The 12,853-nt window shown below is 52.7% G+C and carries 11 protein-coding genes; 3 read left to right on the forward strand and 8 right to left on the reverse strand.

The features are described 5' to 3' along the window. Positions 1–13: 13 nt before the first annotated feature. The gene (gene ribF / locus Dpoa2040_RS12970; RefSeq protein WP_042872860.1) at positions 14–955 is read right to left on the reverse strand and encodes a bifunctional riboflavin kinase/FAD synthetase; all 942 of its coding nucleotides are present in this window, start codon (positions 953–955) and stop codon (positions 14–16) included. Positions 956–1,352: 397 nt separating this feature from the next. Between ribF and rpsT the strand changes: the two genes are divergently transcribed. Further along, positions 1,353–1,616, forward strand: a complete 264-nt coding sequence (rpsT, locus tag Dpoa2040_RS12975; protein ID WP_012768310.1) for a 30S ribosomal protein S20 — start codon at positions 1,353–1,355, stop codon at positions 1,614–1,616. 76 nt (positions 1,617–1,692) lie between these two features. On the opposite strand, the gene nhaR is transcribed toward rpsT, so the two are convergent. The 4 genes from nhaR to dnaK form a co-directional block, all read right to left on the reverse strand. After that, positions 1,693–2,583, reverse strand: a complete 891-nt coding sequence (gene nhaR, locus Dpoa2040_RS12980) for a transcriptional activator NhaR (RefSeq protein ID WP_042872861.1) — start codon at positions 2,581–2,583, stop codon at positions 1,693–1,695. Between the two features lie 25 nt (positions 2,584–2,608). After that, positions 2,609–3,736: a Na+/H+ antiporter NhaA gene (gene nhaA, locus Dpoa2040_RS12985; protein ID WP_246867304.1), complete on the reverse strand. Its 1,128-nt coding sequence runs from the start codon at positions 3,734–3,736 to the stop codon at positions 2,609–2,611. A 245-nt stretch (positions 3,737–3,981) separates the two neighbouring features. Further along, entirely contained in the window at positions 3,982–5,115 is a 1,134-nt protein-coding gene (dnaJ, locus tag Dpoa2040_RS12990; RefSeq protein ID WP_042872867.1) for a molecular chaperone DnaJ, read from the reverse strand. Positions 5,116–5,224: 109 nt separating this feature from the next. Beyond that, entirely contained in the window at positions 5,225–7,135 is a 1,911-nt protein-coding gene (dnaK, locus tag Dpoa2040_RS12995; protein WP_168641498.1) for a molecular chaperone DnaK, read from the reverse strand. Positions 7,136–7,520: 385 nt separating this feature from the next. On the opposite strand from dnaK, the gene satP reads away from it, so the two are divergent. Then, complete coding sequence (satP, locus tag Dpoa2040_RS13000) at positions 7,521–8,093, forward strand: acetate uptake transporter (protein WP_168641500.1); 573 nt, start codon at positions 7,521–7,523, stop codon at positions 8,091–8,093. Positions 8,094–8,239: 146 nt separating this feature from the next. On the opposite strand, the gene Dpoa2040_RS13005 is transcribed toward satP, so the two are convergent. Both Dpoa2040_RS13005 and mog read right to left on the reverse strand, forming a co-directional pair. After that, positions 8,240–9,562, reverse strand: coding sequence for an MFS transporter (locus Dpoa2040_RS13005; RefSeq protein WP_042872874.1), 1,323 nt, complete (start codon positions 9,560–9,562; stop codon positions 8,240–8,242). A gap of 128 nt (positions 9,563–9,690) precedes the next feature. After that, on the reverse strand, positions 9,691–10,278 hold the full coding sequence (gene mog, locus Dpoa2040_RS13010) for a molybdopterin adenylyltransferase (protein WP_168641501.1): 588 nt from the start codon (positions 10,276–10,278) through the stop codon (positions 9,691–9,693). 408 nt (positions 10,279–10,686) lie between these two features. Between mog and Dpoa2040_RS13015 the strand changes: the two genes are divergently transcribed. Continuing rightward, on the forward strand, positions 10,687–11,832 hold the full coding sequence (locus Dpoa2040_RS13015) for a GGDEF domain-containing protein (protein ID WP_168641502.1): 1,146 nt from the start codon (positions 10,687–10,689) through the stop codon (positions 11,830–11,832). A 26-nt stretch (positions 11,833–11,858) separates the two neighbouring features. On the opposite strand, the gene tal is transcribed toward Dpoa2040_RS13015, so the two are convergent. After that, positions 11,859–12,812 (reverse strand): transaldolase, encoded by a 954-nt coding sequence (gene tal / locus Dpoa2040_RS13020; RefSeq protein WP_168641504.1) that lies wholly within the window; start codon positions 12,810–12,812, stop codon positions 11,859–11,861. Positions 12,813–12,853: the final 41 nt, after the last annotated feature.

The raw sequence follows: 12,853 nt of genomic DNA on the forward strand, positions 1-12,853 counted from the left end.
GGCTAGAGAAAAATTAAACTGGCGCCTTCAACCCGAAGAACTCACGGGCGGCCACCACATCGTTGGCGATCTGCTGCTTCAGCGCATCCAGCGAAGCAAACCGCTGCTCACTACGTAATTTTTTACACATCACCACATCTATATGTCGGCCATACAGATCCAGTGTTATATCCAGTAAATGCACTTCCAGTTGTTGGCGTTTGTCCCCCGTCACAGTAGGACGAGTGCCGATGTTGGCCACGCCAGGCAACGGCACGTCGCCAAGCCCGTGCACCTGAACCGCATACACGCCGCTGACCGGCGAGACCTGGCGTTTAAGAGGCAAATTAGCCGTTGGAAAACCGATGGTGCGCCCCAGCTCATTGCCGTGCACCACCCGGCCAGAGATACTGAACGGGTGACCCAGTAGTTCCTGCGCCAGTGCCAGATTGTCCTGCGCCAGCGCTTCGCGCACAGCAGTGCTGCTTACCCGCTTGCCGCTGCTGCAAAAAGTCGTGGTGCTGATCACCTCGAAACCCAGCTCGGCACCGGCTTTCTGTAATAACAGGAAATCCCCCTCGCGGCCAGCCCCGAAGTGGAAGTCATCCCCCACCACCAGAAATTTCACCCCTAGCTTTTCCACCAACAGGTTGGAAATAAAGGTATTGGCATGATTAGCGGCAAAACTGGTATCAAACGTTACGCATAACAGGTAATCCACACCAGCCTGTGCCAGGTATTTCACCTTGTCGCGCAATCGGGTCAGCCGCGCTGGCGCCTTTTCCGCAGCAAACAATTCCAGCGGCTGAGGCTCGAAAATCATCACCATCACCGGCAACCCGCGTGCCTGCCCTTCCTGCTTCAGACGCTCAAGCAATGCCTGATGCCCACGGTGGACACCGTCAAAGTTACCAATAGTTAGCACACAGCCATAATGGCAGGTCTGGAGATTGTGTATACCGCGGATTAGCTGCATAACTGGCTCAAAACAGTGGAAATCGGCGGATTATACCTTGTACAGCGACCAAGGTTAACCCGCGATTCATGCCTTTTGTTGCCAGTCCGGCGTATTTCGCCGCCCCGCTTCGATGAGAATTTTTCATATTCCAGAACTCAGGCGCATCGCCGGATACATAGCTTTATAACCCGCAATCAAACGGTTGACGCGGCAACAGCGGCAAAGGGTGAATTTATGACGCGAAAGGCTGTATTCCCGACGCTTAAGCTGCTAAAATCCCGCGCCATCACAACGTAACAAGCGCTGGCGTACAAACGGCGCTTATTTGCACAAATCCATTGACAAAAGAAGGCTAAAAGGGCATATTCCTCGGCCTTTGAATTGTCCTCGATAGAATATATTTGGGAGTTGGACCTTGGCTAATATCAAATCAGCTAAGAAACGCGCCGTACAATCTGAGAAGCGCCGCAAGCACAACGCAAGCCGTCGCTCCATGATGCGTACTTTCATCAAGAAAGTGTATGCGGCCATCGCCACCGGCGATAAAGAAGCTGCGCAGAAAGCATTTAATGACATGCAACCGATCGTGGATCGTCAGGCCAGCAAAGGTCTGATCCACAAAAACAAAGCTGCTCGTCATAAATCCAATCTGACTGCGCAGATCAACGCGATGCAGTAATCACGTTTACGTGATAAATCGCTAAAGAAACCGGCCAAGGCCGGTTTTTTTGTACCTGCGGACGGCAAAAAACGTTTTATTCTCGAAACAGGGAAGAGAAATCTTCATTGCAAACACGCTGCACTGCCGGGTGTTGAATCATTCGTTCGGCGAAAATAACGTAATACTCATCCTGAATGTTATCGATACGACCGACTTCTATAATCTCACCTTGTGCAACCATTTCGTGAGCATGTAGCGACGGCGCAACGAAAATCGCGCTATGACTCATGCCAAAAGCGGACATCAGCGCCGCGTCATCAAACTCCCCCATGATATCTACCGGCAGGTTCTGCTCATTAAACCAACTAAGCAACTTGCGGCCCAACATCGTGCGGCGAGCGGGAATTAATAACTTACTTTGCGACAGACAAGCAGGAAAAGGTAATTCCGGTCCCGGCCATCGACAGTAAAAACTCACCCCGCATTCGCCAAGCTTACGGGAAAATAATCCTGCCTGCTGACCGGAATCCACCGGGCAGTCTGACAGAATCATATCCAGCTTATGCTGACTCAACTGTTCAATCAGCATCTCATGGGTAGACTCAAAGCAGCGCAGGTGTATCGGCATTTGTTCATTCACCACCGTTTCCAATACCCGGCTCACCAACCGTTTGGATAAGGCATCCGCAACGCCGACATCGAACAACAGGCTGGACTCCTTACGGTAATTCACGATATCCAGCATTTCCTGGCCCAGCGCAAACATCTTGTCCGCATAGCGAAACACCAACTGCCCCAGCTCAGTCGGCTCCAGACCACGCCCTTTACGCTTGAACAATTTCCCCTGCAGACGCTCTTCCAGCAACTTTATCTGCCCGGTAATGGTCTGCGGCGTCAGAAACAACCTTTCAGCAGCTCCTGCTATCGAACCAGCCTTACACACCTGCCAGAAATAATAGAGATGATTGAAGTTGATGTGCGACATACACTCGCTCCCCTTCGCTCATAATTCAGCGTTGCGTGGCAGGCAACACCGCGCGCAGCGTCAGGTAACCCAGCACCGCTGTCGTCAATGACGTCAACAGAATCGCCAGTTTGGCATACAGAATATCCTGCGCAGCCACATCACCAAACGCCAGCAAGGTAATGAAAATAGACATAGTGAAACCGATGCCGCACAGCACCGATACCGCCATCACCTGACGAAAATCTACGCCTGCCGGCAATTTACCCAACCCAAGGCGAATCACCAACCAGCTAAACAACGACACGCCAATCGGTTTGCCCAGCAGTAACCCACTGGCGATACCCAACGTTAATGGCGACAGCAAGTGCCTGATCTCGACACCCTGCAACGAAATACCGGCATTAGCGAAAGCAAACAACGGGATCACCAAAAAGGCAATCCAACTCGCCAGCCCATGCTCCAGCGTACTGGCTGGTGACGGGGAGCCAGCAGGAACGCGCAGCGGAATAAAGAAACCGACGATCACTCCAGCCAGCGTGGCATGAACGCCAGATTTCAGAATACAGACCCACAGCACGATGCCGACCAATAGATAGGCAGAGGTTTTCATCACCTGCTGATGGTTCATGTACGCCAGCACCACAATCGCTGCCAGCGCCACTGCCAACGCCATCCAATGCAGTTGATGAGTATAGAACAAGGCGATGATCACAATCGCACCCAGATCATCAATGATCGCCAACGCCAACAGAAACACTTTCAACCCTGTCGGCACGCGCTTACCCAACAACACCAGAATACCAACCGCGAAGGCGATATCTGTTGCAGTGGGGATAGCCCAGCCGGAACGCGTTTCCGCTTCGGTAACATTGAACAGCAGGAAAAACAGCGCGGGAACCAGCATCCCGCCAAAAGCCGCCACGACCGGCAGTATCGCCTGCCGCCGACTCGCCAACGCCCCTACTACCAGTTCACGTTTAACTTCCAACCCAACCTGCAGGAAAAACAGCGCCATCAGGCCATCATTGATCCACAGTAGCAGCGGTTTGTTGATTTCCAGTGCGCCAATGCCGAATACCACCGGTATCTCCAAAAAGGAGTGATACCACGGTAATGTGGCCGGCATGTTGGCGACCAGCAGCGCCAACAGCGTTGCAACAATCAGAATCATGCCGGCAGCTGCTTCCAGGCTTGTCAGATAACGGAATAGCTTTATCACGTTTTTTCTCCCTTACCGTATCGGCGGACATCACTGCCCGATAATGGATAGCAAGGTTAAGCCACACCACTCATCGTTAAAAGCAGTTTTAAACTGGATTAATACTCGTAAAAACCGATCTATTGAATGATACCGATAAAAAAACCAGCCAGGATTTATCCAGACTGGTCTTTATTGCAACTGGCTAATCGGTGAAATCAGCGAGTCAAATCATCAAAGAATTTCTTCACACCATCGAAGAAGCTTTTGGAACGTGGGCTGTTGCCTTCACCCGTCGGGCCGCCGAAGCTTTCCTGCAACTCCTGCAACAGCTGTTTTTGACGATCATTCAGATTGACCGGCGTTTCCACCACGACGCGGCACAACAGATCACCCTGAGCGCCGCCGCGTACTGATTTCACGCCCTTGCCGCGCATACGAAACAACTTGCCGGTTTGCGTTTCCGGCGGCACTTTCAGCATCACCCGTCCATCCAGCGTCGGTACTTCAATCTCGCCGCCCAACGCCGCCATGGCGAAGTTGATTGGTACTTCGCAGTAGAGGTTGTTGTCCTCACGCTGGAAGATCGGGTGCTCACGCACCTGCACCTGTACATACAGATCGCCAGCCGGAGCGCCGAACTCTCCCGCTTCGCCCTCACCGGCCAGACGGATGCGATCACCGGTATCCACACCAGCGGGGATCTTGACCGACAGCGTCTTGCTTTTCTCAACACGCCCGTGACCATGGCACTTGGTGCAAGGGTCTTTAATAATTTTGCCGCGCCCATGACAGTGCGGACAAGTCTGCTGAACCGTGAAGAACCCCTGGCGCATCTGCACCTGCCCGTTGCCGTGACAGGTAGGACAGGTTACCGCGCTACTGCCCGGCTTGGCACCGCTGCCATGGCAAACGTCGCATTCCTGCAATGTCGGGATACGGATCTCTTTGGTGACGCCACGAACCGCTTCTTCCAGCGTCAACTCCATGGTGTAGCGTAAATCAGAACCGCGGCTCGCACGCTGACGGCGGCCTCCGCCAAAGATATCGCCAAACACATCGCCGAAAATATCGCCAAAATCAGCGCCGCCGAAACCACCGGCGCCACCGCCACCCATACCGCCTTGCTCAAACGCGGCATGTCCATACTGATCGTAGGCGGCGCGTTTCTGAGCATCGGTCAAAATCTCGTAGGCTTCTTTGACTTCTTTGAACTTAGCCTCAGCGTCTTTATCACCTGGATTACGATCCGGGTGATATTTCATCGCCAGCCGTTTGTAAGCCTTTTTGATGTCGCGTTCATCCGCGCCTTTCTCAACGCCCAGAATTTCGTAGTAGTCTTGCTTCGCCATTCTTTTTTCCTGCCCTCAACATGCGTGCACGGGCGCAGAGTTTCCCCGACGCCCGTGCTGGTTGCCAGCAACAGTATGAGCTACCGCTACTGCGCCCGCTTAAGGGCGATTATTTCTTGTCTTTGACTTCTTCGAACTCGGCGTCAACGACATCATCATCCCGACGAGCCGCATTGTCAGCGTCAGCAGCACCCGCTTGGGCCTGTTGCTGCTGAGCGGCTTCCAGCAGTTTGGTCGATGCTTCCGCCAGCTTGCTGATTTTCGCGTCGATGTCTGCTTTATCTTCGCCTTTGAGCGCCGTTTCCAGTGCTTTTAACGCTTCTTCGATAGCAGTTTTATCAGCCGCCGCCAGTTTGTCGCCGGTTTCTTCCAGCTGTTTACGGGTGCTATGCAACAGGTGATCGCCCTGATTGCGCGCCTGCACCAGTTCTTCAAACTTACGATCCGCTTCGGCGTTGGCTTCAGCGTCACGCACCATCTTCTGAATTTCATCCTCATTCAAGCCGGAAGACGCTTTGATGGTAATGTTCTGCTCACGACCACTGTTCTTGTCTTTGGCAGACACATGCAGGATACCGTCGGCGTCGATATCGAATGTCACTTCGATCTGCGGCATACCGCGTGGCGCCGGTTGGATACCATCCAGATTGAACTGCCCCAGCGACTTGTTATCGTGAGCGCGTTTACGCTCGCCCTGCAACACGTGAATGGTCACCGCAGACTGGTTATCTTCCGCTGTTGAGAACACCTGGCTGTGTTTGGTCGGGATCGTGGTGTTCTTGTTAATCAGCGGAGTCATCACGCCGCCCATGGTTTCAATACCCAGAGACAGCGGGGTAACGTCCAGCAGCAGCACGTCTTTCACGTCACCAGCCAGTACGCCGCCCTGTACTGCAGCACCAATTGCCACAGCTTCGTCCGGGTTCACGTCTTTACGCGGTTCTTTACCGAAGAAATCAGCTACTTTCTTCTGTACCAGCGGCATACGAGTCTGACCACCAACCAGAATCACGTCATGGATTTCGGAAACGGACAGGCCAGCATCCTGCAACGCCACTTTCAGCGGCTCCAGCGAACGAGTCACCAGATCTTCAACCAGTGATTCCAGTTTGGCGCGAGTCACTTTGATATTCAGGTGTTTTGGACCAGTAGCATCAGCCGTGATGTACGGCAGGTTGACGTCAGTCTGCTGAGCGGAAGACAGTTCGATCTTCGCCTTTTCCGCCGCTTCTTTCAGACGCTGCATTGCCAACGGGTCGTTACGCAGGTCAAAACCCTGCTCTTTTTTGAATTCATCAACCAGATAGTTGATCATACGGCTGTCGAAGTCTTCGCCGCCCAGGTGGGTATCACCATTGGTTGCCAGCACTTCAAAGGTTTTTTCGCCGTCTACATCATCGATTTCAATGATGGAGATATCGAACGTACCGCCGCCCAGGTCGTACACGGCGATAGTGCGGTTGCCGGCACCTTTGTCCAGACCGTAAGCCAGCGCAGCCGCAGTCGGTTCGTTGATGATACGTTTGACTTCCAGCCCGGCAATACGACCAGCGTCTTTGGTCGCCTGACGCTGGGCATCGTTGAAGTAAGCCGGTACGGTGATAACCGCTTCGGTGATGGTTTCACCCAGATAATCTTCCGCCGTCTTTTTCATTTTTTTCAGCACTTCAGCGGAAATCTGCGGCGGAGCCAGCTTCTGATCTTTTACTTCCACCCAGGCATCGCCGTTGTCAGCCGGGATGATTTTATACGGCATGATGTTGGTGTCACGCTGCACTTCTTCATCCTGAAAACGACGGCCAATCAGACGTTTGATGGCGAACAGCGTATTTTTGGGGTTAGTCACCGCCTGACGTTTAGCCGGTTGGCCAACCAGAGTTTCACCATCTTGCGTGTAAGCAATAATGGAAGGCGTGGTGCGATCACCTTCGCTGTTTTCCAGTACCTTAACCTGCGTACCGTCCATAATCGCTACACAAGAGTTGGTTGTACCCAAGTCGATACCAATAATCTTACCCATCTAAACATCTCCACTTAAAAGTCATATCCGGGGTGGTGGTTTAACTTACTATGCGGGCGAAATACTACTTTTCAATACCCCGAAATCGTCGTTATCTTTTCAGTCAAACCGCGTCGTTGTCTCTAAGATGGGGACGACAATTCCGTCATCAAGGGGGACTAACCAAAAAAAACTGCATCTTCCCGGTTTTTGATCAAATTATTCGCAACCTATCGGGTTGTATCACCCATTCCCGCCAGCTATGATGCCGCGCTCACTGCAGAAAAGGGGATACCCAGCCTGACAGCGAGTACCCGCGATGCGCCATTCGTCTCACACAGGCACGTCTGCCGGGCAAACTTTAGGCACAACACCACATTGATCATTTTGTTATTGCAGAGGATGTATGCACGAGAAAACGTTGGCAAACCCTGGCCCTCTGGGACTGATGGGCTTCGGGATGACCACCATTCTGTTAAACCTGCACAACGCAGGCTTTTTCCCACTGACTTCCATTATTCTGAGCATGGGTATCTTCTACGGCGGTATCGCTCAGATCCTGGCCGGCCTGCTGGAATATAAAAAAGGCAATACCTTTGGCGTTACCGCTTTTACATCTTACGGCGCGTTCTGGCTGACTCTGGTCGCCATCATCATGCTGCCGAAAATGGGTCTGGCGGACGCAGCTGATGCCCAGTTCCTGGGCATATTCCTGGCACTGTGGGGCATCTTCACCCTGTTTATGTTCTTCGGCACGCTGGGTGCCAACCGCGCACTGCAGTTCGTTTTCGCCAGCCTGACAGTGCTGTTCGCGCTGCTGGCTATCGGTAACATTACCGGCAACCACGCGCTGCTGACCTTTGCGGGTTATGAAGGGATTATCTGCGGTGCCAGCGCTATCTATCTGGCGATGGCCGAAGTGCTCAACGAACAGTATGGCCGCACCATACTGCCGATTGGCGCACGCGGCGCACACTGACAGATAAATGCGACAAGCGTTATCAAGCAGATAAAATAAAAGACAAAAAAGAGAGGCTAGTGTATGCCTCTCTTTATTTTAGCCAGGAGGGCTATCCCCCCAGCACATCAACCAGCCTCTATAATAGACTACTTACGCCTATAGACTTATACGCTGGCAGGAGCCGTCACCTGTTGTTCCGCCTGTGCCTCTACCTCACGGTGAGTCTGACTTTGCAGGTAAATCCCCAATACCAGCCCCAACGCGCACAATGCCAGCACGTAAAAAGCCGGCGCCAGCGGCGTCCATTTCATCAGCAGCGTAACGAAAATAGGCGTCATGCCGCCAAAAATAGCGTAAGCCAGATTGTACGAAAAAGAGATGCCGGAGAAACGCACCGCAGCCGGGAATGATCGCACCATGACATACGGCACCGCACCAACCACCCCGACGCCCAATCCCGCCAGCGCATAGCTAACAAACAGCAAGCTATGACTCTGAGCGGCATGGGAATAAAAGAACCAACTGCACCCCGCACACATCAGGCTGAAGATGACTAAGGTACGGCCAACGCCAATCTGGTCCACCGCCAGCCCGACGATAATACAACCGAGCATCAGCATGACCGTCGCCAGACTGTTGGCCTGTAATGTCAACGCGGTGGGAATGCCATGCAACTTCTGCAGATATACCGGTGCCATCAATATCACCACCACAATACCGGCAGACAGTATCCAGGTCAGCAACATGCTGACCAGAACCGCTTTCTTATGACGTAATACGATGGTCTTGAGCGGCAACTCAGCCGCCAGCGCTTTGTGCGCCTGCATTTCGCGGAAAATCGGCGTTTCGTGTAACCAGCGGCGCAAATAGAGCGCGATAAGCCCAAAAATGCCGCCAATAAAGAATGGAATACGCCAACCGCCGGAGACAATCTGCGAAGGCAGCAGCAAGGTATTAAGCAAGGTGGCAACCATCGAGCCAAACAGAATGCCCAGCGTCAACCCAGCAGTCAGCGTACCGCAGGCGATACCGATACGGGAACGCGGGACGTGCTCCGCCACAAACACCCACGCGCCCGGCACTTCACCGCCAATCGCTGCCCCTTGCAGCACCCGCATCAACAGCAGCAGCAACGGCGCAGCGATACCGATGGAAGCATAAGTCGGCAACATACCCATTCCCAGCGTGGGCAATGCCATCAGCAGGATACTCAGGCTGAACATTTTCTTGCGACCGACACGATCGCCAAAATGTGCCATCACGATACCGCCGAGCGGACGCGCCAGATAGCCCGCGGCAAAGATGCCGAAGGTCTGTACCTGCCGCAGCCATTCAGGAATATCTGACGGGAAAAAGAGATCACCAATCACGGCGGCAAAAAAGACGAAAATGATGAAGTCGTAAAACTCCAGCGCGCCACCCAATGCCGCCAACGAGAGGGTTTGATAATCGTGTCGATTCAATCGACGATGCTGCTCACCAATCATAAATCACCGCATAATACCAGTACGATAAGAAAACAAACTTACATTATCGTGTAAATAAAACATTACTATAGCGGCAGATTTTTGACACACCAGCACCATGCGATGGTTATCATCTAAATACGGTAACTTCAGCTTTTTATATCGCGTATTGCACTCTTGGGACGAAAAGCTGCTACTACGTCCGGATTGGTTTCGATATAAGGCCCTTCCAGCAGCTGAATACAGTAGGGAACACTGGCGAAAATACCCGGCACAATAACCTGACCCGTTGTATCTTTCAGGCCGGTAAGGGTTTCACGAATAGATTTTGGCTGCCCCGGTAGATTGAGGATCAACGCCTGCTTGCGAATGACCCCTACCTGACGCGACAAAATAGCGGTAGGCACAAAGCGCAGGCTAATCTGACGCATCTGCTCACCAAACCCCGGCATTTCCCGGTCGGCTACCGCCAGCGTAGCGTCCGGCGTCACATCCCGCCGTGCCGGTCCCGTACCGCCGGTAGTCAGCACCAGATGACAACCGCATTCATCCACCAGCTCACACAGTGTCTGTTCAATCAGCGGCTGTTCATCCGGCACCAGGCGGGTTTGCACCTCAAACGGGGTGAGCAGTGCTTCCGTCAGCCATGCCTGCAGAGCAGGAATACCCTCATCCTGATAGACGCCGCTGGATGCGCGATCAGAAATAGATACCAAACCAACGCACAGACTGTTCATAAGCACCTCTTGTTCATCAAAAAATTTATTCCATCAGTCCAATTAATCATCTGATGCATGAAAATCATTCAAAAATCTGCTCACAAATGAGACAATGCTTGAAATACGTACGGCGACATCATAACCAGTCCACAACTGTGCATAATGTCTACTGATTCAACGAACTAACTGTCGATTATCAATTAATATTTCTAACCACAACAATCATTAAGAGTCTACCCCAGCCGATATCATTATCGCAGCCAGATTGAACAGGAAAAGTGAACGGAAACCACTACGTGAATAACGGATATGCGGATTCCAGACGCTCCCCCTCCGGTAAGAGCAATGCCTTAGCGGAGTTAGCTCTGTAAGTATGGCTGGGTTGTCAGGCAATAGCGCATCACCGGGTAGTGCAGGAAAAAGTGAATGAGTGTTATTAAAAGTCACATTGTTAGATTGTTTGCCAATCCGGTTTCCGCTTTTATCTTTTTTGGCCTGTTTTCAGTCACTCTGACCAGCCTGTTGTTGCTGAATTCCCGGCAAAAAGACTGGCAAGAAGAAAAACGTAATTTTGATAATATCATCCATCTGCACGAGTCCTACAATTCCGGTGGTGACGTCACCGAAAGCAACCATTTCTACAAAGTCGGTAATTCACTGTTCTCCCAAGTACGTATTATGGCGCTCAACACCCGCGACACCAGCCATGAGTGCATCAACCGCTTGTCGGAACTCAACCTTTCGCTCAACAACATGGCGATTATCCGGGTATGCCAGAATTCGTTGCCGTCCTCCGGTAATTCACCGGAAAAAAATCAGCTCACCACCGTCACGCCCATCCTTTCGCCTACCGATAAACTGATCGGCGTGCGCGTGCGCGTCACAACATTGGGAGGCACGCCCGGCTTTAGCCACATCGTCACCTCCTCTGCGGAAATCATCACACTGGTTTGCATCAGCCTGATGATTGCCATCATGGGCAGCCTGTTATCGCTGGTTGCGAAAAAATACCTGATTGAGCTGCCTGCCACAGCCCGTTACGACGATCTAACCGGCTTTCTGCGCCGGGACGCGTTTTACCAGTCAGCCAACCGCGCGCTGAAAACAGCACGTCAGGAAGATAAGCTGCTTTGCGTCATGCTGATTGATATTGACCACTTCAAGCAGGTGAACGACACACTAGGACATGCGGCTGGCGATAAGGCGCTAAAAGCAGTCGCGGACATTATTCGTCACTCGTTTCGTGATCACGACATCCTGTGCCGCCTGGGCGGCGATGAGTTTGTCGTCGTTCTGCCCGGCATCACGCAGGAAAACGCCGTACGCGTGGCGGAACGCGTCAGAGAGGGGATTGATAAATTCGGCCAAAGTGCTTCATCGGCATCGCCGGGAATTAGCGTCAGCATTGGGCTGGTGGCGGTCGAGTCGCCGGAGGAAGGGCTGGATGACCTCATCAACCGCGCCGACATCAACCTCTATCTGGCAAAACGAACCCGCAACTGCACCATCGCCACGCCGCTAACGCCGCTCCAGCAGGACATCACAGACACAAAAACGGCCAGCGCCAGCTGACCGTTTTCTGCACCTTGCATCAAGCCTTACAGCAATTCGGCAATCATTTTTTCCAGTTTTTCCTGGTCTATCGCAAACTTGCGGATACCGTCGGCCAGTTTGTCCACCGCCATCGGATCCTGATTGTGCTGCCAGTAAAACTCGGACTCCGTCAGCTTAGCCGGGCGCGCTTTCACCTCGCCCTGATAAGAGAGTTTAGGCACTACCTCACCCTGGCTTTCCGCCAGCTCTTTGAGCAGCGCCGGGGCAATAGTCAGACGGTCGCAGCCGGCCAGTTCCAGAATCTCACCCGCATTACGGAAGCTGGCTCCCATGACCACGGTTTCATAACCGTGTTCCTTATAATATGCGTAAATATTTGTCACAGAGATAACGCCTGGGTCTTCGTGCGCTGCGAACTCCTTCTTGTCGCCATTGGCGATGTACCAGTCCAGATTGCGGCCCACGAACGGAGAAATCAGGAACACACCCGCTTCGGCACAGGCACGCGCCTGAGCAAACGAGAACAGCAGGGTCAGGTTACAGTTGATGCCTTCTTTTTCCAGTTGCTCCGCGGCACGAATACCCTGCCAGGTCGAAGCCAGTTTGATCAGGATACGGTCATTGCTGATACCGGCGTCGTTGTAGAGTTTGATCAGGCGTTTCGCCTTGGCAACGCTGGCCTCGGTATCATAGGAAAGACGAGCATCTACTTCGGTGGAGATACGTCCTGGAATCAGCTTGAGAATCTCCAGGCCGATATTAACCGCCAGTTTGTCTGTCGCATCGACAACCTGCTGCTCGCGTTTGCTGCTCTGCGCACGTGCCCAGGCCACGGCGTCATCAATCAGCGCACGGTATTGCGGAATTTGCGCTGCATTTAAAATTAGTGAAGGGTTGGTAGTGGCGTCCTGCGGCTGGTAAAGCTTCATTGCCGCGATATCGCCGGTATCCGCCACTACGGTGGTGAATCGACGTAGGGAAGTCAGTTTATCCGTCATGTTGGCCTTTCTCATTGTTTGTGCATGAACTGGTGGCAGGA

Origin of the sequence: Dickeya sp. CFBP 2040 (assembly GCF_012273755.1) — a bacterium.
In the GTDB taxonomy this organism is placed as follows: domain Bacteria; phylum Pseudomonadota; class Gammaproteobacteria; order Enterobacterales; family Enterobacteriaceae; genus Dickeya; species Dickeya poaceiphila.

Excerpts from the sequence above, each read along its gene's own strand:
- nhaR (WP_042872861.1), bottom strand. The coding sequence starts at position 2,583 with ATGTCGCACATCAACTTCAATCATCTCTATTATTTCTGGCAGGTGTGT.
- dnaJ (WP_042872867.1), bottom strand. The coding sequence starts at position 5,115 with ATGGCGAAGCAAGACTACTACGAAATTCTGGGCGTTGAGAAAGGCGCG.
- Dpoa2040_RS13015 (WP_168641502.1), top strand. The coding sequence starts at position 10,687 with ATGAGTGTTATTAAAAGTCACATTGTTAGATTGTTTGCCAATCCGGTT.
- nhaA (WP_246867304.1), bottom strand. The coding sequence starts at position 3,736 with ATGATTCTGATTGTTGCAACGCTGTTGGCGCTGCTGGTCGCCAACATG.
- tal (WP_168641504.1), bottom strand. The coding sequence starts at position 12,812 with ATGACGGATAAACTGACTTCCCTACGTCGATTCACCACCGTAGTGGCG.
- dnaK (WP_168641498.1), bottom strand. The coding sequence starts at position 7,135 with ATGGGTAAGATTATTGGTATCGACTTGGGTACAACCAACTCTTGTGTA.
- satP (WP_168641500.1), top strand. The coding sequence starts at position 7,521 with ATGCACGAGAAAACGTTGGCAAACCCTGGCCCTCTGGGACTGATGGGC.
- mog (WP_168641501.1), bottom strand. The coding sequence starts at position 10,278 with ATGAACAGTCTGTGCGTTGGTTTGGTATCTATTTCTGATCGCGCATCC.
- Dpoa2040_RS13005 (WP_042872874.1), bottom strand. The coding sequence starts at position 9,562 with ATGATTGGTGAGCAGCATCGTCGATTGAATCGACACGATTATCAAACC.
- ribF (WP_042872860.1), bottom strand. The coding sequence starts at position 955 with ATGCAGCTAATCCGCGGTATACACAATCTCCAGACCTGCCATTATGGC.